Here is a 23,350-nt window from a genome sequence, read left to right as displayed (position 1 = left end):
AATAAACTCTTCATCCCTCGAAAGCTTATCTCACTTCTACTGGTTGTGCAACGGTACCCCACGCCAGCGCGCGAGCACCTTTTGGAATTTTTCTTTTTCCTCAATAAACGGGTAGTGATTGCTTTCTTCAAACAACTCAAGCTCTGCTGCGGGAATCGATTGTGCCATTTCTATTGAAAAAAGTGGAGGGCACTGCACGTCATGCCTGCCCCCAATCACTAACGTCCTACACGCTACCTGCTCCAGTTTCCTTGTTACATCAAAAATATGTAATTCCCTACTAAAATAGCTTAATCTTCCAGCAGAAACTTGTTTTTCAATTTTTTGGTCAAAGTATTCATCGTATCTTTCTGGTCTATATAGAGAGAGTTTGGTACGAGCTTGCTTTATGGACATTCGCTCCTTATGTGTTAGATCCTTTCTTTTCAGTGTTTCAAGATAGGCCTGCATCGTATGGAAAGATGGATGGTTCGGATGATAAATACATGCATCTGTATCAGACATGTACTCCCTCGCTGCCCCACTAACAAGAATAAGCTCCCGAATCCTATCAGAGAAATGAACGCCATAAACGACGCCAAGCATGGCACCTGTTGAGTGGCCGGCGAAGCCCCACTGTTTATACCCAAGCTCCTCACGAACGGCTTCCACATCAAAGATCGTTTCAAGCAGACTTAGTTGATACGGCTCTTGTACTCGTTCTGATTCCCCACACTGCCTAAGGTTCAGAAGAATCACTTTATAGTTGCCCACCATACTGTTCGCAAAATAATCTCCTGTCTCATTAAATTCAGAGTATAAATGAGTCACCACAAGAGGCGGCCCTTCTCCTTTTTCAAACAATTCAAATACACCTCTATGGGTTTGAACAATCTTCTTCTTCCAATCCATTTGTTCCTCCCCCTTTATTCAATCTTGTTCAAGATAAAAACTAACAAAACTTGATGCTTGAACCTGTGAAATTTGTTTGTGATAATATGGAAAAGACTACTGATTGATGGGAGGACACATTATATGGAACCATTCATCCGTGCAGAACAATTTCACTATATCGAAAACCAAACTGCCACACTTGTCAACAGTCGTTCATCAACAAATGATAAAGCGGTAAGATCCGCAATGATAGCCATCACCCAAGAAAAAGTGATCGATGCCTTCCACACATTGACAGAAGACCAGAAACAAATGATCTCGCAAATCGACCAAATTAAAGACGAAGGTGATGCACTCTTCTTTCTTTCCCGATTAAAGCAGTATATTATTCCTTTTACAAAACTAACCGAGCAGCAAATAAAGAACATGTTTCCGAAAGTCAAAAAGCTGCAGGTACCTGATTTACAAGCGATTCCATGGCACACACTGACCTATTTGGGCTGGACGGACCATGGTTCAAAACGCAAATACATCATCACCTATCTTGATCAGGAATGGACCGCGTTACAAGGGGAATTCACTCCTTCTCATCACCCCGGTATTTGTTCCATCTGTCACGAAACAGAGGAAGTCGGTCTATTCACCGTCTCTAAACACGATAAATCAACCGGCGAAACAATTTCGCGAGGTAATTATATTTGCCAAGATAGTGAGCGTTGCAATTATAATCTAAAAGATAAAACGTCTTTCCTTCAATTTATTGACCGTTTACAAATGTAACCCCTTCCCTCTGTCTTGCAGAGGGAAGTTCAATGATTTCTGCATAACATAATTACGACCTTCTTTCCTGACAGGGTACATACCTGATTTACGATACAGCCTGTAAGCTCGTTCGTTCGAAGTAGCTACCCTTAAGTGATAGGTATAGGTTCCATGATGAAGAAAGAAGTTTTCTGCCCAGTCGATCATCTCCCTGCCATAACCTTGACCGCGAAATTCCGGAAGTATGTAAAATATATTCACATATCCCGCTCCTTCTCTCCATTCGCACCCAATCTGCCCAATAACACGATTCTCTCGGATAATAAAAACTTGCCCCCCATTCGATTGTTCGATTCTCCTCTCCATCCTACCTAAATAAGCAGCGTAATCATAATCATTGACTTTGCTCCCCGTAATTACCTCTTCTATATCTTTCCTAAATTGCAGAATTGTTTCTTTATCTCTCTCAAATTGTATATCTCTCGTCTCCAAAACGGCACCTCCCTTCACCTACATTTCGACAAATTATATCCATCTCCTTCCAACATGGAGTTATTTATACTTTTAGGAGATCACACGCTCTTGAGCGAGGGATGTAGATAAATGAAGGATGCCAGCAATGCAATAATGCCTCCTATCATAATCGTACCCTCTGTACCGATCCACTCTGTAAACAAACCGGAACAAAGTGCTGCTACCGGCATTAGCAGCCAAGTCATCCATCTACTAGTTGCCTGAACACGACCATGCAAGCGACGGGGCGTAAGTTGTTGTCGTATCGTAACGATAGCTGGACTCTTCATCGATGCCATTCCTGCCCCGATTGCATTCATTAAGGAAAGCATCCAAAAGGAGTCATACAAACTGAACAGAATAATCGAAACAGCTCCCGTCACACCAGCCGAGAACAGGAGGGCTCTCGCTGAAACTCTTGGCTTTACAGCATTTACGGACAAGGCCCCCAGCAAAGCACCCGCCCCTCCAATAGAGACGAACCAGCCGATCTCAATCGACGAGAACGCCAGTAATTTGACATGCACGATCATCATGGTGAGGAATAAAGTTGTTCCGAATATAGAAAAGAACATAGCCAAATTTGTGTAGAAAATAGGTTTCTTCTCTAACACGAATGCCGCTCCTTCTTTAACATCCTCCCATACAGTCGACTCTCTATTCTTTGGAGGTGCATCTTGAGGAATCGTGCGTATTAAGATAAAAGCAATTAAGAAAGTAAGACTATTAATTATCAGCCCTACACCGGGGCTCCAAATGCTGATTAGCAGCCCTGCAAGTCCTGGACCGAGCAACATTGCCGTCTGCAGCATTCCGGTATTCATTGAATTAAATAACGGAAGATGATTTTTATGTACAACTCTCGGAAGTGTTGCAAACTGTGCAGTTTGATAAATTTGAGTCATAATACCGATAAGGAGTGCACCGAAATAGAGGAATGCCATATGCAATAAATCGGTGATTGCCAAAACACCTAGTCCCCCCATGAGAACAAAACGACCTATATCACAACTCCATAACAACGTCCTTCTGTTCATTCGGTCCGTCAGCACACCAGCAAGTGGCTGCAATAGAACTGGGAGCCTTTCTAAAGCAGCTATTATCCCCATTTGCAGTGGCGACCCCGTGAGCGCCAAAACGATAAGAGGGAGTGCAATGACATACATTTGATCTCCAAAGAACGAGATAAAATTACTCCCTATCAACCTGAGACCCTGCCGCTCCTCTGTCCAACTCCGTTCGCATTCTTGTAACTCTTCCATATCAAGGTCACCCCCTAGTTTTCTAGATTCAAAAATTCTAAAAGCTCTACGTGCATCTTATCTAAAACTTGGCGGTTGATTGAATAGGAAGCCCCCTCTTGGTGTACAACCCTTGCTGCCTTCATCAACTTCAAGTGATGGTGGATCGTTGTTTTACCCATTTCCATTTCTTCGGTCAGCTCTTTTAATGACTTAGATTGAGGAGCCATTTTCCTTAGCATTTTCAACCTTGTAGCATCCCCAAGCACCTTAAGTGGTCTAAGGAGATGTTCTTTCGGTTCGTCTTTTTTAGCAGGATCCATACTTTCTTCTGAAACTGGATAATAGATAACTTTCGTATCTGGAAGGTCCGCTTCAACATTCCATGGACGATAGGCTACATGTGGAATTAACAAGACGTGATGAACACTCGGTTCCGGCTTGTAATCCCGCCCAAGTGTAGCCCATTCCACAAATGTTTCTGGGTGCATCTTCTCTTTTTCTTTACATTTCGTCTGGTAATCTCTTTCTAATATCTGGGTCAACCTAGACTTATCTGGTTCGATAACATGATTCCACCAACCTTTCATCACGTTTACCAGATGTTCCTTTAACAACTCTGTATCCACTTCTGCAATGTAACGGATATAGCCGGGATAGAAAGGGTGATCGACTACAAGATCTGTTACTGTACGTAAAGCTTCTTCAGATCCTTTCGCCACTTCTTTAACTTTCTCTTCACTGTGCGAATCGATATAGGGAAGACACTTTTCTTTGAGCTGTATATCCGATAATGATTGAACATACCGCTCCCAGTCTGCCAAATTTCCGGATTGTGAAGCGTGGGTAATCTGCAACAACGATTTCCAAGTATTGTATTTCTTTACATGCTCGAGGGCTTCCTGTAATTGTTCGTCAAAGGTAGAACAAAGAGATTCCCAAGGTTCTTCTAACGTACTAAGCAGTGATTCGTTTGTAGCGGCTGCGATTCCGAGTACTGCTTCCCAAACAAGCGACCTTTCCAACATGACAGAGTAAGTTTCTCTTTTTTGAACATTTGTGTTAATCACTTCCATTTCATCACCTCGACTCTTATTCTATACTCATCGAACAAATAATTCAAATTATTTCGAATGTGCCTTTTTAATTGCAAACCTACTTATCTATGATAAAAATAGGGTATAGAGTAATAGTCTAAGGAGGAAACTAAAGATGCTCTTTCTCATCTTTTTCATAGCAGCGATTGTTGTGGTCATCTCTGCAATTTATTTAAACCGGTTCGGAGATGTCATTAGTAAGAAATCATCTTTGAGTGGCGCCGTAGTCGGAACATTCCTCATCGCCGGCGCTACTTCATTGCCTGAACTGACCACCAGTTTAACCGCCGTGTTCATCGACAACCCGGACATCGCTGTCGGTAACATGATTGGTAGTAATGTCTTTAATCTCTTGATTCTCGCAACTGTTGATATCTTCTATCGCAAACGAAGATTATTCCAACGGATTAACCATAAAGAAAACGTCCCATCCGCCGTCATCGGCCTTGTGTTCCTTACCATACTAATCGTTTCGATGCTAATCCCGGGGACGAGAAGTTTATTTAATATCGGCCTTGAAATGTTCCTGATTGTTGCGATTTATATTGTAGCTGTAAAAATGATGCCTAGTGGGGAAGAAGAGGCGGAAGAAGTATTAGAGAAGGATTACTCTTTGAGAACGGGCGTCATCGGGTTCATCATCGCTGCTGTCATCGTTTTTGTATTCGGCAGTGTGTTATCCATTTCAGGTGACCGTCTTGCTCAAGCGACAGGAATGGATTCTAGTTTTGTGGGAAGCTTCTTAATTGCCGCTTCCACCTCCTTGCCAGAGCTTGTCGCCGTCCTCGCTGCTTTCCGACTTGCCAACTACAATATGGCTATCGGATCTATATTAGGGAGCAACCTCTTTAATATGCAGCTTCTCGTCGTAACGGATGTTCTTTACAGAAAGGGTCCGATCATGGCTTCTATCGGTACGTCCCATATCTTCACAGCAATTCTCGGTGTATTAATGACACTGGTCATTATTTATCTACTCGCGAAACCCAGGACAAGTGTTCAAAGCCAGTGGCGATATGCCGTACCTTCGCTTATCATCACTTTTCTCTATTTCATCATCACAATCGCTATTTATTAAAAAAAGCTCAGGAAAAATTCCTGAGCTTTTTTTCATTCGTTATAGATTTGTAAGGAGGATGTGTGACCAGGCTTTGATCGTGGAGCTTGCATAGATTTTAATGCCAATACACTTTGATGGGCTCCCGTTTCGACATAACCAATGATTTGATCAAGAGTAAATACTCGTAGCGTCTCTGACAGCGACTTTGAATCAAATTGAAAATCTTCTCTCGTTTCTACAAGAAACCGCTCGAGAAGATGCGGTTCTACCTCATCCATTGGCAAGACACCGTGAAGCTCCTGAATCTTCGATAGAAGCGTTTCACGTACACCATAATGTTCGATCAGCTTTCCGTTTAGATGTCTGAAATCCGAGTGATACCTTTGATACAAGTTCTCATCATGATTCATACGGTTTTTGAGCCAACTTAAATAAAACCCCTTCAGCCAAAGTTGGTCCGCAATTAAATGAGTGTAATACCCTTTGATGTAGTCCATGTGCTGATCCGTTTCATATTTTCGTATAAAAGCATGGACATCGACCTGCCTTGAATAATCTTCTACTTCCCCTATATAAAAATGGGAAAGCTCCTTATCGAAAGCGGCATCAGGCGCAAGGGACCCTAGTAGAAAAGCAGTTTTGTCTTCGATCCAACACTGTTCGGTTACTCCATGAGCAATTAGAAGGTGCATCATTCTAGACCCCATGTCATTCTCCTTTCCTACACGAAATCAAAAGAAACAGAGGGATTCGTTGACGTCTATTGAACTCCTCTGGATCTTGGAAATTATCCTCTATCGGTTCAGCTTCTCTCAAATCCTCTAATAAGAAACCGGCGTTCCGCACTAACTTCACGTATTGATCGATAGAACGGTGGTACTTCACTACTTCTTCCCCAATCCAAGGTTCCTTTCGCACGCCTTCACGAAAGTAATCATCTACAATCCAATGACTTCTTTTCCCTGCTTCATGGGCGCTTTTCACTGAAGCAGTGATGACAGGATGTTGTACACTGAATATGAATCGTCCACCACGCCCAAGCGATCTATAAACTTTGGATACCAATGGACTTAGGTCGTCGATATAATGAAGCACCATTCTAGAAACGACTAGATCATACGTCTCTATCGGTCTCCATTCTTCCAGTGTTTGATTGAGAATCGATGCGCTCAAGTCCTTTAGAACGCCCCTTGCCTCTTCAACCATCCTCAAAGATCCTTCAATCCCTGTATAATAAGCCCCTCCGTTTTGGAGTAATTCGACCCCAAAACGGCCGTCCCCGCTACCTAAGTCAAGAACTCTATTCTGATGTGCACTGCCTATCATATCCATAATGGCAGGCCCCTCCATCTTGTTATTCGGGCTTTCCGGACGGTTTCTCCTCGCTTGGAATTTCTGGAAAAATTCTTGTTGATCATATGCTTCAGGACCATGGTACCCCATCTCATCTCTCCTTTCCCGTGCAATTGCAGCAAGACAAGTCGATAACCAGATCAGCCTTTAAAGCTGGTTGACTCGTTTCTAAGTAATGCTCTTCCGCCTTCCAATAGCGTCGTTTGAACTTATCGATCTTTTTTTGGGTTTCGATATTCTCTCTCCTGAACCGTTCGATTCGTGGAACATCCAGATAAATAACTTGATCGAAAAAACCCCGCCATGATGGCCTTTGTAGAAAGACACCTTCTACTATTACGATATCTGCCGCCTCGATCACCAACCTTTCTTTGTAGATGGTCGCGTATTGTTGATCGTATCTCGGAAGTTTTAGTACATTTTCCTTACGCATGGGCTTGAACAATTCTTCTCTTAACAGAGACACATCCCACTGCAACTCATAGTATTCCTTCCATTCTGGGAAAGAGGAACCATACCTTATCTCTTCGGGTGTAATATAATCATCAAGGTGAATCGTGGCGACTCGGAGCCCCTCTTGAAACAACAAAGAAGAAAGTCCTTTGGTGAACGTTGTTTTCCCAGATCTGCTCAGTCCATCCACCCCAATGAGAACGCGGTCTTCCCTTTTTTTTAGCAGTTTGATGTGTTCACTTAGTTCCTCCATCATGTAGAAATCCAAAACCTTTTGACAACGTTCCCGTCCTCTTCAATAAAATCATTATCTTCTCTTCCACCGTTATGTATTATCGTTTTCATAGAACCTATATTGGAACGATCGCATACGACCAGAGCCTCCGGAACCCCTAAATCCTTAGCCTTCTGCAATGATTGTTCTAAGAGAGCCGTTGCATACCCTTTCCTTCTTTCGGACGGACGTACCCCATACCCTATATGACCACCAGCGTTGTATAATAATTCTGTTAAATCATGGCGGATGTTGACGGCACCGACCATCCGTTCTTCTTCGTTAAGGAACCAGAATGTAGAATCCGGAACCCAACCTTTTGGCAGTTCTAAGCCTTCTGCACTTTTTTCCAACGATCGAATCATTTCCTCGAAGTGGGTCGGATCTTTTCCAATGACCCAAGGTACCATGGCTTCTCCAGTCTGCAGCCACTCTTCATAGAAATCCATGTATGCATTCTTCCATTGTAATGATGGAGATACTAATCTTCCCTTCATTTTTCTTCCCCCTCGTCTTGTCCTACTTACCTTCTTTTTATGAAGTTACGATTAAAGCTTTCCCCTTGTCGCGACCGCTTCCGCCTTTCGCTTTAAGTAGAGGGATCTATTTTTCAATAGGTTCTTCATGTACCTCTTCAAAAACAAACGATCTGCTAATACACCTATCACACCGCAGGGCGGCGTATAGGAAAATACATCTGTCATGATCGTCCCTCCACTTCGGGACTTATAAAAATAGTGCTTGTGAGTGAACGACTCAAATACACTTCGGACCATCACATCTTCGAAAAAAGAGTACTTCTCCACTTTTGTAACCTTGGCTGTAAGGTGTTGGCGGATACCGAAGTGCTTTGCTTCCCAAGTGATGACATCATCAAGGCCAAGTAAGCCGGATGTCTTTCCAGCTACAGCATTTTCCTTAGACTTGGCCGTTGATTCTGTGTGGGTCGTTACATCTCTGGCTAAATCGAAACAGACCTCTGGCTGTGCTTTAATCACTTGATGCAACGTTATAGTCGGCATGATGTTCCTCCTTGTTCCGAATCACCAATATAAGTAACGCTTCTTGAAAACATGTATGTACAGTTTAATAGATTTTGTATATCTTTTCCAACGACGAATATACTATAAATAATGAATAGGACCGGTAAATAGTAAGGAGATGCGAACATGTTCCCTTGGAAAGACCGACCTTTAAAAAAGAAACTGAAACAAATGTTGGACCATAAGGACATCCCTACTTTCTCGAGCGAAGAACAGAGCTGGATTGCTGAAATAAGATCCGATGTAAAACTTAAGAACCGAAATAATGTATCGAGGACAGAAGCATACTGGGACTTTTACACAAAACATCCGGAGATGCATTGGGCCTTGCTTGCACACTTAGTATCAAGAAACGCCGGCTGGAATATGACTGATTTGAAGGGAGAGCATTTGTCTCAACTTTTGACGGCACGAGAACAGACAGATTTTTTCCTTTTCCTTGAGAGAGGAAATTGGCTGATCTTCCAAGATGCATACCCCCAGCTACTATTGTTAGACAAAAGTATAAAGCTGAATCGTTCCCTTACACATCTACTGCCTGCATTTGGTGTGTCTTCTTTTATGGTTCCATTATGGGACCATTACATACAATCAGACGATTCCTCCCTCATAACTAGAGCACTGATTGTGAACGAACAACATTACATTGAGAATCGCGTAATACAAAACCCGCATTATAAGAACACAGTTACCGATACCGTTCTATTTAAATTGCAAGACTTGCTGAATATGAATCACATCTTAATTCCTTATACGACACCTTCACTTAAGCAAAGGAAACTGTTCGGACACTCTGTTCATCACTTCTCTTCTTTGGAAGAGCGGATCCGCTTCGGGAAAGAGCTCTACGACCTTCTCTATTCAATCCAAAGTCGACTCAGCCAGGTGCTGGAATGGGCAAAGTACCACCCTCATACCGGGTCCCGGAAAGACTACTGGCCGGCTCTTTACAACGATGTACGCGAAAGGGTCCCTCATAAACTAGAAACACCTTTAGAAAAACCGTGTAACATACACGGTAACGAAGCTCGTTTTTTCAGTCCTACACTTGGTAGAGCTTGGGATGACCAGATTGCAGAACCTGCTGAACAAGAGGACTGGTTCACTCACCTCAAGCAGCTTCATTTCTTGAACGACAACATTAAAAGACAAGATGGTGACATCCTCCCACTTTACTGTGAGTCAATCGAAAAGCTTGAATTCGCGCTAGTAGCGAAAAAAGCGTTAAGAAAAAAGGAAGAGGAGAGTGAGTTGAATTAACCCTCCCCTTCTTTTCCTTCGAAGAATATCAACGTATTATAAAAGGGATCCACTACTTTGAACTCGACTGTCCCCCATGGAGTGTCTTCGAGTGACGGGTTAGAAAAGTGATACTCTTTGTTCTTTAAAGTCGTATGAAATGACTTGATATCCTTCATATCTACTCGAACTGTCGATCCAGGAGCTGCATCTCCATGATGTTCTGACAAATGGATGACGTTATCTTGTAAAGATATTTGAATATACTCAGGCATTTCCTCCCCAAACCGATGAGTCCAATCCACTTGGAATCCTAAAAATGCTTCATAAAAATCCAATGCTTTCTCCACATCGAAGATTCTAAAAACAGGTGTAATCACAATAAACCCCTCCATTTCAAAGCAAGCTGTTCAATTTCACGCACAAGACTGCTTTTGCCATTTATATAGGCTTCTATATCATATGGATATTGAGCAGATAGATTCCCTTTGAGACGGCTATACCGATCGCGGGCACCCTCATGATTCCGTAAATAATCACGAAACGCTAGATGGCGCTCTATCTCTTCACTTCCTTGTTGGTAGAAATGGAGATGGTGGGTTCGATCTTCTTCACCTTTTTGAAAGAATCGTCTACCCTTTATTCCATTTTCCCCATTAGGTACATAACCGATTTGTTTCATAAGAGGATCCCAATCATCCACGCTTTCAAGGTGCTTAACTACGGGTATCATGTCTATCACAGGTTTAGCTGCCATCCCTTCGACTGCTGTACTACCGATATGGTGAACATCTACAATGTTCTCACCAAACAAATCAAAAAGCACCCTTCGTTCCTCAAGAAAGGCACCCCTCCAACGCTTTTGATAAGGTTGAACTTTAACTTGTCGCATTACGGACTCAACTCACTCCACACATCGAAAACATTTCCGCACAAGTCATAAAATACGAAATTGTTCCCCATATGCCCGCGGTCCTCTACATCACCTACGATGACATGCCGTTCTTGAAGGTCGTCTCTTAACTCGTTCAGTTCTTCCATACCGTCCACTTCAAACGTGAGGGAAAACTGCCTTCTTCCCTTTCGGTCCTTGAAATTCGCTGTCGCTCCGCCTTCTGCGAGCATCAAGAAGAAGCTTTGACCTGCCATTTCTACAATCGCTTTATCTTCATCCTTATAGTTCACTCTCGCACCAAGTTTCGCTTCATACCATGCTGCTGCTCTCTCGACATCCTGTACAGGAATATAAGTCGTTCCTACTCGACGCAAATGGGCCATGATGCCACCTCCAGTTGTTTAGTCCATTTTCCTTTTAACTCTCTTTAAACCTAGCAAATCCAAGATGATATACTTCGAGTCTTGCCAGTCATTAAAACAGTTTACCCCTTTTTCCTACACTTTCATACTTCTTAGAAAAAAGACGATAACAAACTAAAACGCGACAAGACAGATCTACCGTTCAGAGGCCAAGTCATGTTCATACAAGGGGTTATATCGTAATTTTCACGGCACGTGTAGCAATCATTGTTTTGATGTATCGATCCACTGTACGGCCACCACCAAAATCATCTTCGTAAAAACCAGAGATGACAAACCCAGCCGCCGTCTGCCCTTGGATCTGATCTTCTAAAGTATGACCGAACTCAAGTGTCTGTCCTTCGATCACTTCCTCTTGTTCTAATGCCGAATACGGAATGCTGTGCTTAATTTCGAGTTTCCCTTGCTGCTCTTTCTCATCGTCAAAAAGGTACAGGACAGGATTCATGAAGCCTGAGATGAGTGTACCCTTTTCCTTCAGCACACGACTTGCTTCATACCAGACCGGCCTCACTTCTTCTACAAACACATTAGCAACTGGATGGACAATCATATCAAAGCTTTCATTCGGAAATACCGAAAGATCCGTCATATCCCCTTTGACAATGCTCAACTGTAAGCCTTCTCGTTCGGCAACCAGCCGATCCTGCTCCAATTGTTTCAGAGAGAGATCAAAGACGGTGACATCCGCTCCCGCAGCGGCAAGCACAGGACCTTGTTGGCCACCACCAGAAGCTAAACAGAGAATTTTCTTTCCTTCTAAGGATGATGGGAACCAATCACGCGGAACTTGCCTTTCAGCTGTAACCCCAATCTGCCAGTCCCCCTCCTTAGCCTGCTTAATAACTCCTGTTTCAATGGGGTTCGTGTAAGCAGAACCTTCCTCTACCTTTTGATCCCATGCATACCCATTATGTTCTGTTGATTTCTTCATGTTCTTTCCCCTTTTATGTATTATTGAACAAACAAAAAGCGAGAGGTTCCCCCATCGCTTACTTCCCTTCCTTTTGATCTGGATATGTTTGTTTTAGAAACGCAATGGAAGACCTGATCATTTCTTTCAATACTTCTGTATCTACGTCATCGATTTTATTGATATACACACATGCCTTGCCAGACTTATGCTTTCCTAACCGTGTCAACACTTCTTCCCGGTCTTCGCCTGTTGCGAAATAGAGACTGAAGTTCGCTTTCCTTGGTGAAAAGCCAACTAACGGCGCGTCACCTTCATGACCGGTGGGATACTTGTAATGGTAAGCCCCGAAACCGATGATACTCTTCCCCCACATTTTCGCTGGGTATCCAGAAGTTTCCGTGAACAGATCGAGTAAGCGGTAAGCATCTTCTTTCTTTTTCGGCTTTTCCACACTTTCTATGAACTCTATGACACTGTTGTCATTCTCCTTTGTCTTCAGCTCATACATCCCTAATCACCTCCATCCACCTATGTATTCGACACTTCCCTACAATCCCCTTCCAAATTATGAATCTTTTAGTCGCTGTACCTCTTCCTCAAGAATCTCTACCTTTTTTCAGTTTCTTGTTCGGCTCTGCAATACGCCTTCCCACCACTCCGCCGCCCTCTGATCTGTTTTCTACACGATGGTTGATCGTTGAGTGTCCTATATAAAAAGCCAGCCCTAAAGTTCATCTGACTTTTGAGCTGACTCTTTTTAACAACTATTTATTTCTTGAACGACTTCCAATCAAGGTCGCTTTCCTTTAGCAATTCCTCGAAACTTTTGTTTTCTTCCTGTCGTTTTCGTTCTTTTATTCGCTCCAAGCGCTCTTTCTCCTGACGCTTTTCTTCTTGCTCTTTCAGTTCTGTTTTTTTGGACTGAAGCTTCGAAAGCAGCTCTTCATTCAGCTGTGCTCCGAGCGTACCTTCCTGTTGCTTTTTATTCTTACTCATACAGTGGCTCCCTCTCTCACGTCCCTTACCGGAATGATAGGATTCAGTACACCTTCCGGACTAGAAAGGCGGAATAAGCCTTTTTTAAAATCCAACTTCATTTCTTTTTTGAAAAAGACTGCTTGTTGTTGATCGATAACGACAGTAAAATCATCATTTTCTACCCGCTCATCTGTACTTCGCTCTTCACTTTCCAGACGAATGGTCGGCAGTCCGTTCACGCCACAACCGCACCCTTCTGTATCATAAAACAGGCGGATAAGCGGGCGTTCTTCTTCTTTCATATACATCAACTGATTTTTAGCTTCTTCTGTCAGTATAAGTTTCATGAGGCATACCTCCTATCATTATTGTAAGAAATACAAGGCACCCGAGCAATTGTTTTGTCTTGATTAAGCGCGGTCCTCCAATTGATCCTTTCCACCCATTTCGTACCTTACATAAATTTCATGTATAAGTAAGGAGCGTTTTTGTGTATAATGGGAACAAACGTTCTGTTTGGAGGAATAGCTAATGGACTACTCACATTACCCACGCCACGATGTTCTTTGTATTGACATGCGAAGTTTCTACGCCAGTGTGGAAATGGCACATCGTGGGCTTGATCCGAAAACCGCGCTGCTCGCTGTCGTCGGGGACCCGAGCCGGAATGGCAGTATCGTGCTTGCTGCGTCCCCCGCTTTGAAGAAGAAGCACGGCATCAGCAATGTGAGCCGTTACTTTGAGCTACCGAACGATCCGGAACTGGTCGTCGCCCCGGCACGAATGGGGGAATATGTCCGTGTCTCTGTAGAAATAGCCAAAATGATGAAGCAGATCGTCCCACCTGAGGCGATCCATATCTATTCCGTGGACGAATTATGGGTGACGGTTGATGGAATGGAAAAACTGTACGGTTCGCCGTATAAGATTGCCCGAATGATCCAAGACCGGATCCTGGAACAATTCGGCGTGGAGTGTGCCATTGGAATCGGGGATAATAAGTTTCTTGCTAAAGTCGTGATGGACATTCACGCCAAAAAAGCGGAAGATGGCATTGCCGAGTGCCGTTACGAAGACGTGGAGCGACTCTTGTGGCCGGTACCAATCGAACATATATGGGGGATTGGGTCCCGTATGACGCGCAACTTCAACCGGCTCGGCATCGTACGATTAGGTCAACTTGCTAAGTATCCCCTTAAATATATGAAAAAACATTACGGAATTATCGGGGAACAACTTCATTGGCACGCCTGGGGGATCGACCTCAGCCCAGTCATCGGGGACTTCACTAAAACAGAGCAGAAAGGCTTCGGACATGGTGTGACACTACTACGGAACTATGCCAAAGAAGAGGTGCCGACTGTGATCCTCGACCTCTGTGAAGAAGCGTGCAGGCGAGCCCGGAAAGCCAAGCAAGCTGGCAGGACTGTCCATTTATCGGTCGGTTATGCGAAAGAAACGGGTGGAGGATTCAGTCGCTCCACCTCGGTTGATTTACCCACAAATATTACGATGGATATGTACCACCTATGCTTGCAACTCTTTTACAAGCACTATGATGGGTACAGCATGGTCCGTCGTATCTCCGTAACCTTAACGAACCTGGATGAAGACATCGCCACACAGCTAACCTTGTTCGACGATCGTCCGAAAAATAAAGATGTCGGGAACGTGATGGATCAGATACGCGATAAATACGGTTCAGCTGCTATTTTAAGAGCGAGCAGCTTCACAAAAGCAGGCATTACACCAGAGCGTAGTAAAAAGATTGGTGGTCATTATGCATAACTTAACACGTATTCCTTTCTATAATTCGTCCACCCTTCCACGATCGGTGAACGTCCTAGTTCACAAAGAAGAGACGGACCTTATCGGTTCGTCTCTTCTTTGAATGATTCGATGGAACTATTGCCTTGTATGAGGCAAAATGAATTTTGTGACGAGAAACGCAGTCAGGACACCTAGTCCGATCGGCAGAATAGAACCGCCCATTTCCAGCGACCTACCCTCGGCCATAGAATATTCATTCCTATAATAAAATTGCAGCCATTCGACATCGAATAAGTAACCGATTGCATAGAAGAAGCAAGTAGCTAAAACAATTACTACATGAAATATAGGCTTGTTCACTCGAATCTCCCCTCACCAAGCTTATATACTTCTTTTACGTTTGATACATGGAATAGGTTCCGTGAACTTAAATGTTTTTCCTTAAAATCTTATCCATCGCTTTCCCCTTGGCTAACTCATCAATCAACTTGTCCATATATCGAATTTCCTGCATCGTTGGTTCTTCGATGTCCTCAACCCGAACACCACAGACCACCCCTTTGATTTTCTTACGAGAAGGATTTAACTGCTGCGCCTCAGCGAAGAAAGTTTCTATGTCTGTTCCCTTCTCAAGGTGTTCTTCTACTTCTTCCTGACTATAACCTGTCAACCAACGGATGATTTCATCGACTTCTCTTTTCGTACGATCCTTTTTTTCTGCTTTCTTCACATAATGGGGATAAACACTAGCGAAACTCATAGTATATATCCTATGTTTAGCCATAGTTAACAACGCCTCCTTATTCATGATTCCCTATGCTCATGTTCACTCTTCTTCATTGACCCCTAATGTCATGCCTCCATCTACAACGATTTCCGCACCTGTAATGTAGGAGCTTTTATCTGATGCTAGGAACGCTACGGTTGTTGCAATTTCGACAGGCTGTCCGATGCGCCCTAGAGGAATCGATGAATAAAAATCGGGGACACCACTACCTTGTGTGGCCATTTCTGTTTCGATGCCACCTGGATGAATCATGTTGACACGTATCCCTTTTTGACCGAGTTCGATAGCAGCTGCCTTAGACATTGCAACGACTGCTGCTTTCGTCCCAGCGTAAGCGGAAGACTTCGCAATAGGTGAGAAGGAAGAAATAGAAACATTATTGATGATAGAACCTTTTTGTTGTTTCTCCATCTGAGCCGTAACGGCCTTCATCCCTCTGAAAACTCCGAGCTGATTTACATTGATCATCTCTTGGTAATCTTCAGCAGTCAAATCCGCAAATGGCTTACGGATAAGAACGCCAGCATTATTAACAAGCACATCAATTCTACCGAAACGGTCGAGTATCTCATTCATTACTCCCTGCCAATGAGACTCATTCGTGACATCGAGCAAAACCGGATAGGCGTTTGCCCCAATCGATTCTGCTACTTCACGCGCCTCTTCATAGTTTCTCGCACCAATAATAACAATGGCTCCCAATGAGGCAAGGTGCTCAGCAATAGCTTGTCCCTGACCACGGTTTCCCCCAGTGATCAAAATAACTTGTTCTTTTAATTCCGCCACATGATCTCTCCTTTACTATAAATTATTCCCTATGAAACAAGTGTACCTTAAGTCGTATACATATTCCTCACGTTAAAAGAGAGCAATTTCCTTATTGGAAGTTACTCTTCAAAGTGTCGAGAAAGTACTATAAGTTCTCCCATGTATGGAAAAGTGGTGTTGGAGAAACGGTCCGCTTTCCGCAGGCGTCCGGTGAGCCTCCTCGCTCCCTCCGGTCTCTGTGGGGTCTCACGCTGTACTTTAAGGAACTGCGCCTGCGTCTTCTCGTATCGCTTCGAAGTAGGCTTTCTCGGCGCAAAGGTGCTAAGGAGATTACTCAAGCTGTACCTTTGCAGGAGTCTCCCCGTTTCTCCGACACCTTTTTAAAATAAGTAGGAACCTCTTATGCTTTCGGACCAAGAGTAGCGGTCTATAATGATCCAAACGTAAGGGGATTTCCACAAGCGTAGGTTTTGTTTCGCACGTACTATTGCTGGAAAACGACGAGACTCCTGTGGTAGCACGGTATAGGCGAGATCCCACAGAGAGCGAGGAAGCTCGACACTCGCCCACAGAAAGCGAGTTGTTTTCCAGACCACGTAACAGTAGACTTTCTAACAAAACCATTTCACTTCAACAATCTGAAGAGCAACTTCCAATAAGGAAGTTGCTCTTCGATTATTTCTGTTCGTTATCAAACATTTTGTTGGTTTTGGAGATGGTTGTTCGTTCCTTCCCGTTTGCAGGCTGAACCGCGTCACGGGATTTTTGTAGATTACGCTTTGATTTTGAATTTTTGCTCATGGTACTTCCCTCCAATAAATTTGAGGTACTTTTATAGCATGAGCGGTTTTGTGCTTTTTATGTAGTGACCAATTCTTCCAATTGCCTCACTACTTCTTCAATCGGAGCGGAGGCATCTATTTCCATTGTAGCCGTTTGGCGAAGGAGAGGTTCTATGTCCTTCAAATGTTGGAGTATAAGACCACGCTCCTCTGGATTCTTTCCATAATCATTGTTCGTCCGATTCGCTATTCGTGGTAGGATTACTTCTGCTGGTGCACTCAGTAATACGACTTGGTCAAAGTATGGATAGAATGTCCCTTGATTAGATTTACATCCTGAAAGAAACAGTGGTTCGCTCCTCTCCTCATCGAGCAATTCCTTCATGGCATCTTCCCGCCATATCCAGTCAGTCGAACCGTCAGTAAGAGAGCTCCACTCACTCCAGTAATCACTGTCTGTATCCACCACCCTATAGCCTCTCGATGCCAACTTCTCCAGTACCGTCGACTTTCCCGTTCCTGACATCCCCGTAATAAAGATAGTCTCACCTTTCGACATTTGTATCCCTCCCGTCGGTTATTTTTTATTGAACTGGCCCTGCATCACTTTTTCCATCAAAGCGGGCGCAATGGAGTAAACTTTACTTCCGGAGTTCATCCAGCTCGGGAGGTTGATTTCTCTTTGTTTTACAAATAACGCGTTCACGACCTCCAGAGCGACTTGGTTGGGGTCGAGCATAATCTGGTCCACAGAGCGCTCATAAGCCCCGGAAGGATCAGCCTGCTTGAAGAAATTTGTTCGCACTGGTCCTAAGTTAACAGAAGTAACAAAAATCCCCTTGTCTTCCACTTCCATACGAAGAGCATTCGTAAAGCCCAGCACCGCATGCTTCGTCGCTGAGTAGACGGCTGATTTAGGCGTCGCAATCTTTCCTGCCTGTGAAGCGATGTTGACAATATGTCCGCTGCCCTGTTGCAGGAAATGGGGGAGCAGCTGGTGAGTCGTACGGAACAATGATTTTACATTGACGGAAATCATCCGATCGATGTCTTTCCATTTTGACTCGGACACCAATTCAAAAACCGCCATTCCAGCATTGTTGATCAGCGCATCAATAGAACCGTGGTCATAACAAATTTGATCAATAATGTCCTTCCAGTCTGCATCATTGGAAAGGTCCGCTTCATACCAACAAGCACGAGTTCCAAACGCGTCCTTGATTTTTTCTGCAATGATCTCCAGCCGGTCCCGCGACCGTGCCACCATGATGGGTATCCCGCCTTGACGTGCAACATGGATGGCCAAGTACTGACCAATCCCACTAGAAGCGCCTGTTATTAAGATCTTCTTCCCTTTGACTCGTTCATTCATGAAAATCACCTGTCTGCTCATAATATTTCTTTTTACCTTTGTAAAAAGTTCGAAGTTGGTCTGTTTCTTCTAAGTAATCGAGCTGACCGATGGTTTCTGACATCGTCAAACCGAACTGGGACTCGATATGCTTCGGAAATAGCTTCGTACAAACCTCATATGCCGTCAAGGGGCCCCCAGCAAACATAAGGCGGACTTTTTCTGCACGTTCTTCCTGTTTCCGTAGTCGTTTTCTGATAAGGTCTTGTGCGCCTTCAAACACCTTTCCATGCCCTGGATACACCTTCCCGATCGAATAGTTCAAGAGCTTCTGCATCGACTCCCGATATTGCAGCAGCGGACGTGGCCGCTCTTCTCCCTCTTTAGCTGGCGGCTCAAGCAAAGGGTTCGACGAGATGTGATGCAATAAGTGATCTCCTACAATCATAGCTCCATCCGACGGACGTAGGAAAGATATATGGTTTTGAGCATGACCAGGGGTCTCGATCGTCTGCCACTCTTCATGACCAGGAATAAGAGATCCTTCTGTCAGTGTGTGATGCAACGTACCTTCTGCAGTCCATTTTAAAGGGCGACGTAGCCCTTTCAGCAATGCATAATATTTCTCCGGTACTCCCGATTCTTCATACATTTCACGGAAGAACTCCTCATAACGCTCAAAGTAAGCCTCTTCCCTCTCTAACCATGGACGGAGCTTCGGATGACCTGCAACAAGAGAGACATTGGGAAAATAGTTTACCAGCCCCATATGATCAGGATGGTGGTGCGTCAGTACAACTTGAGAGATGTCTTCCGGTTCATATCCCACCTCTTTCAATTGCTTCCTAACTGCTTCCCAAGCCTCATCTGTTTTTACACCTGCATCAATCAGTGTTATTTCATCACCAATAAGCAAATACATATGAACGTCTCCCACCGCGTAGGGTGTCGGAACGGTAAGTTGATGGATCGTGTCTTTCAAGGTTTGCATCCTTTTCATCCTCCAAACTGAATGTTCATTCATTTATTTCCATTGTATCACGTTTGTCTGCAAGATTCTCATTTAAAAGCCATATATAGAACACTCCCGTGCCATTCACTACACTTCTGATTCCTATACATGGAAAAGAAGTCCCTCACATAAGAGGCACTTCTCTAATTTAATTTAACTTTTATTAAAAAAATGATGGATCGTCTTAGATAAGATCTTAGGCAATTTTTCAAAGCTATAGGTTAACTCCAGCCTTTCTGTCCATTGGTGTGGATCTCTTCCTAATGGACCAATGTTGATAACGGGCATCGTGATCGCTTCCATAGACTCTACTGGAAGTTCATATCCATGCCCTTGGATCGGCATCTGCTTTAATAAGTCGTCGATAGGTGACGTCATAGCCGTTGGACCAATAAAGCTCAAGTCTGACAGACCTGTAAAGTATTCGACTTCTTCCAGCTCAACGTCATAATCTCTTTTCGCCATATCCACAGCAAGTTTTACCCCTTCTTGCACATAAGAGTCATGATGAGACGAAACGGAGGGATAGAATGGCGGACTGTAAAACAGGACGATCATCGGGCTCAAATCCTTGCACAATGCTGCCAGATTCTGAACGAGTAAAGTCGAAAAGTCCCTGTCTCCTTGACTTTGATCGCGCTGATTGATCAAGCGGTTTAATCGGCGGTCAATTTCCCTTTTCCCATGACGTTCCACCGCTTCTTTATGCAACTGTTCATAAGTCAGTATCTGAATATCCGGTGAAAACGAAGAAGTTTGAGTCCCTTCCAGATAAAAGGATGCCTGATGATGGTAGTGATTGATGATTTTGGCACGCGCACGCTGGGCTGCCTGAAGCAGCTTCTCATTCAAGTCTTGAATGGACTGTTTCATATACAGTACGTTATACATCGCTACGGCAGATTGAGGGGTCTGAACGGAATATTCAAACTTCAAGTCCCTCTGCATCAAGCTGATCGGTGGTGGTGTTCGCTCGCCTCCGACTTTTTCTATAAACGATTCGTTCAGTTCCATCTCTTGAGCGAGATAACTGACCATTAAATTGGCGTTCAGTCCAGCGAAAGGTTCCCCAACATGTGTTTCTTTTCCGTAACACAAAAAACCTGGCAACGTCTTTCCGATTGAGCCTGTGTATAGATAATACGAAGAGTCTCCAGGAAACTTGCTGAACATCGGTTCTCCGTTGAACGCGATCATATAATCAAGGTTTTCCTTCTCTTTCATCTCAGCAAGTGCTGGTACCGCCGTCAACATCCCGGCCGAGTTCATCTCTTCATCCGGCACAACGACTAGCAACAAGTTGCCATCGAACTCCCCGTTCATCGCCCTTTCCAGCATGGATAGGTGAACCGCCAACCCTGCCTTCATGTCCATCGTACCGCGCCCGAACAGCCAATCACCTTGAAGAAGGTCTTGTGCTGCGGTTTTAGGCAGGTCTTCTATATTCTTGTGAAGTTCTACTGTTAATTCAATTGGGTAGAACGCAAGGTTTTCGTAAGAACCATAGTCCTCCACTCCGACAACATCCGCATGGGCAATAAGCACGACCGTCTTTGTGGCGTTTTCTTTTTTAACAAGAGCTGTAAGTAGCTGTCGGCCGTCTTTTAGAGGGTGTAAATTCAAATGATCAGGGTGGTTTTGATAATAATCCCGATCCTCTAAAATATAATATAAGTATTCCATGATTGCGATTTCCGCATTACTTTCTGTGATACTCGGGTATTCAACTAATGCACACAATAAATCAGTCAACTCATCTTTCGTCTGCCAATGGTTCATAGAATGGCCCCCTTGAAACGTTTTTTCTGTATAATAGACAACGATCATTCTAACTAGAGAGGTGAAGATCCTTTGAATAAAACATTGATCTATGCTCACCGTGGCGCGAGTAAATTAGCCCCTGAGAACACAATGCCAGCCTTTGAACTGGCAGCTGCTGCCGGAGCGGAAGGTATCGAAACCGACGTACAGCTAACTAAAGACAATGTCCCTGTGCTGATTCATGATGAAAATTTGCGACGGACGACTAATGGCAAAGGGTTTGTTCAAGACTATACATATGACCAACTGCGCCTCCTTGATGCAGGAAGTTGGTTCTCATCTAAATTTTCTAATGTTGGTATTATATCATTAGACGAGTTTCTGCAGTGGTTTCAAAAGCAAGCTATGGTTCTGAATATCGAGCTTAAAACCAATGTCATCGAGTACAAAAATATCGAGCGGATTGTATATGAAGCGCTAAAGCGTCACCAGGTACTCGACCGCACCGTCATCTCGAGCTTCAATTCAAACAGTATCATTCGTATGCACGAGATAAATCCTGCAGTAAGAACGGCTTTTTTAACTTCTACCAAGCGTCGCGACCTTGTTGAATATGCGAAATCACTCGGGGCGAATGACTTACACATCAAACACCGACTGCTTGATAAGAAATTGGTCAAGCAATGTCACCGTGCTAATATGGATCTACGCATTTACACCGTTAACCGTCCGAATATGATGAAAAAATGTTATAAACTTAAAGTGGACGGAATTTTTACAGATGTTCCGTATGAAGCACTTGAATACCGTGGACTCCACGACAAAAGGAAGGGTTAAGCTCTATGTTTTGGCTGTACGTAGTTTTGGCGGTGTTCTGGGCCGTCATTCTTATCGATTACATGATCGGCTTCAGAAGCATCACAAAACTCGAGAAAGTAGAAAGCGAACGAATCGGAGAGAGGATCTCCGTGATCCTTGCTGCCAAAGACGAAGAAAAAGATATTGCAGCTACGATTCAGTCCCTTCTTGCTCAGCGGAACGTCGACTGCGAAATCATCGCCGTTAATGATAGATCCAATGACAAAACAGGAGACATCATTCAAAAACTTGCTGATGAGCACACAAACGTAACAGGAGTGGACATCTCCACTTTACCTGAGGGGTGGCTTGGAAAGAATCATGCGCTCCACCAGGGATTCCAGCATGCAACCGGCCGCTACATCCTTTTTACGGATGCTGATATACAATTCACTCAAGATGCTATCGCCAAAGCATGCACGGTAATGGAACGAGAATCAGTCGACCATATTACGGCAGCCCCTGAACTGCATGCCAAAACGTTCTGGCTCAGCGGTCTGATCTCCTTCTTCTTACTCGGCTTCGGTTATTTGAAGCGGCCATGGGCAGCCAATAAGGACCAAGCAAAAAGCGGGATGGGAATCGGAGCCTTCAACCTGCTTTCGCGCGACTGTTACGAAAAAATCGGAGGACACGAAGCGATTCGCTTAAGACCAGATGATGACTTGGAACTGGGCAATCGAGTCAAGCGATTAGGATTTAAACAACGCCTTGTAACAGCCCTATATGATTTGTCGGTAGAATGGTACCCTTCGCTTCCCTCAGCACTTCGAGGTTTTGAAAAAAATGCATTTGCAGGGCTTAATTATTCGGTCTTGCTAGCCTTCACCGCAGTCCTAGGTGTCTTCCTCTCGCAAGTGGTCCCCTTCTTATTAATATTTATTTCGCCACTCGAAATTCAAATCATTAGCGCACTTAACATCGTTTTGTTATTTTGTTTATATGCCTTAACTATTCACAACCTCACCCGCTTCTCATTATGGTACATCTTTGGACTTCCTTTATTTGCTATGTTATTTATCTATATGCTCATTAGGGCACTGGTACTCACGTGGGTCCGCGGAGGAATTGAATGGAGAGGCAGCCGTTATTCTCTGAAAGAACTGAAGCGGCATTCCAAGAACTCTGAGGAGGACTAATTC

Annotated in this window: 30 protein-coding genes; 6 read left to right on the top strand and 24 right to left on the bottom strand. The window is 43.9% G+C overall.

What is annotated here, in order from left to right; translation table 11 throughout:
* Positions 1 to 36: 36 nt before the first annotated feature.
* Positions 37 to 891: an alpha/beta fold hydrolase gene (locus tag E4663_RS05305; RefSeq protein ID WP_135326877.1), complete on the bottom strand. Its 855-nt coding sequence runs from the start codon at positions 889 to 891 to the stop codon at positions 37 to 39.
* A gap of 123 nt (positions 892 to 1,014) precedes the next feature.
* Here E4663_RS05305 and E4663_RS05300 point away from each other — a divergent pair, with 123 nt between their 5' ends.
* Positions 1,015 to 1,653 carry a FusB/FusC family EF-G-binding protein gene (locus E4663_RS05300; protein WP_135326876.1) on the top strand — a complete coding sequence of 213 codons (639 nt, stop codon included), beginning with the start codon at positions 1,015 to 1,017 and terminating at the stop codon, positions 1,651 to 1,653.
* Here E4663_RS05300 and E4663_RS05295 read toward each other — a convergent pair.
* From E4663_RS05295 to E4663_RS05285, 3 genes are all read right to left on the bottom strand, one after another.
* The gene (locus E4663_RS05295; protein ID WP_158290425.1) at positions 1,642 to 2,127 is read right to left on the bottom strand and encodes a GNAT family N-acetyltransferase; all 486 of its coding nucleotides are present in this window, start codon (positions 2,125 to 2,127) and stop codon (positions 1,642 to 1,644) included. The two genes, E4663_RS05300 and E4663_RS05295, sit on opposite strands and share 12 nt — an antisense overlap.
* 80 nt (positions 2,128 to 2,207) lie before the next feature.
* Entirely contained in the window at positions 2,208 to 3,410 is a 1,203-nt protein-coding gene (locus E4663_RS05290) for an MFS transporter (RefSeq protein WP_135326874.1), read from the bottom strand.
* 14 nt (positions 3,411 to 3,424) lie between these two features.
* Positions 3,425 to 4,465, bottom strand: a complete 1,041-nt coding sequence (locus E4663_RS05285; protein WP_135326873.1) for an ArsR/SmtB family transcription factor — start codon at positions 4,463 to 4,465, stop codon at positions 3,425 to 3,427.
* Between the two features lie 136 nt (positions 4,466 to 4,601).
* Between E4663_RS05285 and E4663_RS05280 the strand changes: the two genes are divergently transcribed.
* Entirely contained in the window at positions 4,602 to 5,564 is a 963-nt protein-coding gene (locus tag E4663_RS05280; protein WP_135326872.1) for a sodium:calcium antiporter, read from the top strand.
* Positions 5,565 to 5,596: 32 nt separating this feature from the next.
* Here the strand turns inward: E4663_RS05280 and E4663_RS05275 are convergent, their stop codons facing one another.
* The 5 genes from E4663_RS05275 to E4663_RS05255 are packed head-to-tail and all read right to left on the bottom strand — an operon-like array spanning position 5,597 to position 8,648.
* Positions 5,597 to 6,241 (bottom strand): hydrolase, encoded by a 645-nt coding sequence (locus E4663_RS05275; RefSeq protein ID WP_193554836.1) that lies wholly within the window; start codon positions 6,239 to 6,241, stop codon positions 5,597 to 5,599.
* Positions 6,242 to 6,254: 13 nt separating this feature from the next.
* On the bottom strand, positions 6,255 to 6,989 hold the full coding sequence (locus E4663_RS05270; protein ID WP_135326871.1) for a class I SAM-dependent DNA methyltransferase: 735 nt from the start codon (positions 6,987 to 6,989) through the stop codon (positions 6,255 to 6,257).
* Between the two features lies 1 nt (position 6,990).
* Positions 6,991 to 7,608: a kinase gene (locus E4663_RS05265; protein ID WP_135326870.1), complete on the bottom strand. Its 618-nt coding sequence runs from the start codon at positions 7,606 to 7,608 to the stop codon at positions 6,991 to 6,993.
* Positions 7,605 to 8,123 (bottom strand): GNAT family N-acetyltransferase, encoded by a 519-nt coding sequence (locus tag E4663_RS05260; RefSeq protein WP_135326869.1) that lies wholly within the window; start codon positions 8,121 to 8,123, stop codon positions 7,605 to 7,607. The genes E4663_RS05265 and E4663_RS05260 overlap by 4 nt, the downstream gene beginning before the upstream one ends.
* Positions 8,124 to 8,174: 51 nt before the next feature.
* On the bottom strand, positions 8,175 to 8,648 hold the full coding sequence (locus tag E4663_RS05255; protein ID WP_135326868.1) for an SRPBCC family protein: 474 nt from the start codon (positions 8,646 to 8,648) through the stop codon (positions 8,175 to 8,177).
* A gap of 147 nt (positions 8,649 to 8,795) precedes the next feature.
* Between E4663_RS05255 and E4663_RS05250 the strand changes: the two genes are divergently transcribed.
* A complete protein-coding gene (locus E4663_RS05250) occupies positions 8,796 to 9,929 on the top strand; it encodes a DUF2515 family protein (RefSeq protein ID WP_135326867.1) in 1,134 nt (377 codons plus the stop codon).
* Here E4663_RS05250 and E4663_RS05245 read toward each other — a convergent pair.
* The 7 genes from E4663_RS05245 to E4663_RS05215 all read right to left on the bottom strand — a co-directional run bounded on the left by E4663_RS05245 (position 9,926) and on the right by E4663_RS05215 (position 13,466).
* Complete coding sequence (locus E4663_RS05245; RefSeq protein ID WP_079479823.1) at positions 9,926 to 10,288, bottom strand: glyoxalase superfamily protein; 363 nt, start codon at positions 10,286 to 10,288, stop codon at positions 9,926 to 9,928. The genes E4663_RS05250 and E4663_RS05245 overlap by 4 nt on opposite strands.
* Positions 10,285 to 10,800, bottom strand: coding sequence for a GrpB family protein (locus E4663_RS05240; protein WP_135326866.1), 516 nt, complete (start codon positions 10,798 to 10,800; stop codon positions 10,285 to 10,287). The genes E4663_RS05245 and E4663_RS05240 overlap by 4 nt, the downstream gene beginning before the upstream one ends.
* Positions 10,800 to 11,186, bottom strand: coding sequence for a VOC family protein (locus tag E4663_RS05235; RefSeq protein ID WP_079479821.1), 387 nt, complete (start codon positions 11,184 to 11,186; stop codon positions 10,800 to 10,802). The genes E4663_RS05240 and E4663_RS05235 overlap by 1 nt, the downstream gene beginning before the upstream one ends.
* Before the next feature lie 211 nt (positions 11,187 to 11,397).
* On the bottom strand, positions 11,398 to 12,159 hold the full coding sequence (locus E4663_RS05230) for a class I SAM-dependent methyltransferase (protein ID WP_135326864.1): 762 nt from the start codon (positions 12,157 to 12,159) through the stop codon (positions 11,398 to 11,400).
* A gap of 58 nt (positions 12,160 to 12,217) precedes the next feature.
* Positions 12,218 to 12,649 carry a DUF1801 domain-containing protein gene (locus tag E4663_RS05225; protein ID WP_135326863.1) on the bottom strand — a complete coding sequence of 144 codons (432 nt, stop codon included), beginning with the start codon at positions 12,647 to 12,649 and terminating at the stop codon, positions 12,218 to 12,220.
* Positions 12,650 to 12,909: 260 nt separating this feature from the next.
* A complete protein-coding gene (locus tag E4663_RS05220; protein ID WP_079479818.1) occupies positions 12,910 to 13,137 on the bottom strand; it encodes a YqkE family protein in 228 nt (75 codons plus the stop codon).
* Positions 13,134 to 13,466 (bottom strand): iron-sulfur cluster biosynthesis family protein, encoded by a 333-nt coding sequence (locus E4663_RS05215; RefSeq protein WP_135326862.1) that lies wholly within the window; start codon positions 13,464 to 13,466, stop codon positions 13,134 to 13,136. Before E4663_RS05215 ends, E4663_RS05220 begins: the two co-directional genes overlap by 4 nt.
* A gap of 184 nt (positions 13,467 to 13,650) precedes the next feature.
* On the opposite strand from E4663_RS05215, the gene E4663_RS05210 reads away from it, so the two are divergent.
* Positions 13,651 to 14,907, top strand: a complete 1,257-nt coding sequence (locus E4663_RS05210; protein WP_079479816.1) for a DNA polymerase IV — start codon at positions 13,651 to 13,653, stop codon at positions 14,905 to 14,907.
* A 117-nt stretch (positions 14,908 to 15,024) separates the two neighbouring features.
* Here E4663_RS05210 and E4663_RS05205 read toward each other — a convergent pair whose 3' ends face one another.
* The 8 genes from E4663_RS05205 to E4663_RS05175 form a co-directional block, all read right to left on the bottom strand.
* Positions 15,025 to 15,249 carry a hypothetical protein gene (locus E4663_RS05205; RefSeq protein ID WP_135326861.1) on the bottom strand — a complete coding sequence of 75 codons (225 nt, stop codon included), beginning with the start codon at positions 15,247 to 15,249 and terminating at the stop codon, positions 15,025 to 15,027.
* Positions 15,250 to 15,316: 67 nt separating this feature from the next.
* Positions 15,317 to 15,673, bottom strand: a complete 357-nt coding sequence (locus E4663_RS05200; RefSeq protein WP_079479814.1) for a DUF2200 domain-containing protein — start codon at positions 15,671 to 15,673, stop codon at positions 15,317 to 15,319.
* Positions 15,674 to 15,715: 42 nt separating this feature from the next.
* Positions 15,716 to 16,462, bottom strand: a complete 747-nt coding sequence (locus tag E4663_RS05195; RefSeq protein ID WP_135326860.1) for an SDR family NAD(P)-dependent oxidoreductase — start codon at positions 16,460 to 16,462, stop codon at positions 15,716 to 15,718.
* Positions 16,463 to 17,119: 657 nt separating this feature from the next.
* On the bottom strand, positions 17,120 to 17,245 hold the full coding sequence (locus tag E4663_RS20225; protein WP_277752099.1) for a hypothetical protein: 126 nt from the start codon (positions 17,243 to 17,245) through the stop codon (positions 17,120 to 17,122).
* A 57-nt stretch (positions 17,246 to 17,302) separates the two neighbouring features.
* Positions 17,303 to 17,785 (bottom strand): AAA family ATPase, encoded by a 483-nt coding sequence (locus E4663_RS05190; RefSeq protein ID WP_206663474.1) that lies wholly within the window; start codon positions 17,783 to 17,785, stop codon positions 17,303 to 17,305.
* 18 nt (positions 17,786 to 17,803) lie between these two features.
* Complete coding sequence (locus E4663_RS05185; protein WP_135326859.1) at positions 17,804 to 18,598, bottom strand: SDR family NAD(P)-dependent oxidoreductase; 795 nt, start codon at positions 18,596 to 18,598, stop codon at positions 17,804 to 17,806.
* Entirely contained in the window at positions 18,591 to 19,568 is a 978-nt protein-coding gene (locus tag E4663_RS05180) for an MBL fold metallo-hydrolase (protein WP_135326858.1), read from the bottom strand. The genes E4663_RS05185 and E4663_RS05180 overlap by 8 nt, the downstream gene beginning before the upstream one ends.
* Positions 19,569 to 19,742: 174 nt before the next feature.
* A complete protein-coding gene (locus E4663_RS05175) occupies positions 19,743 to 21,368 on the bottom strand; it encodes a M20/M25/M40 family metallo-hydrolase (RefSeq protein WP_135326857.1) in 1,626 nt (541 codons plus the stop codon).
* A gap of 72 nt (positions 21,369 to 21,440) precedes the next feature.
* Here E4663_RS05175 and E4663_RS05170 point away from each other — a divergent pair, with 72 nt between their 5' ends.
* Together E4663_RS05170 and E4663_RS05165 are read left to right on the top strand one after the other, a co-directional pair.
* Complete coding sequence (locus tag E4663_RS05170; protein ID WP_135326856.1) at positions 21,441 to 22,187, top strand: glycerophosphodiester phosphodiesterase; 747 nt, start codon at positions 21,441 to 21,443, stop codon at positions 22,185 to 22,187.
* Between the two features lie 32 nt (positions 22,188 to 22,219).
* Positions 22,220 to 23,347 (top strand): glycosyltransferase family 2 protein, encoded by a 1,128-nt coding sequence (locus E4663_RS05165; RefSeq protein ID WP_241657163.1) that lies wholly within the window; start codon positions 22,220 to 22,222, stop codon positions 23,345 to 23,347.
* The last annotated feature ends 3 nt before the right edge of the window (positions 23,348 to 23,350 follow it).

This window comes from Halobacillus salinus, assembly GCF_004684905.1.
Taxonomy (GTDB): domain Bacteria; phylum Bacillota; class Bacilli; order Bacillales; family Halobacillaceae; genus Halobacillus; species Halobacillus salinus.
This window is presented reverse-complemented; position numbering and strand designations above follow the sequence as displayed.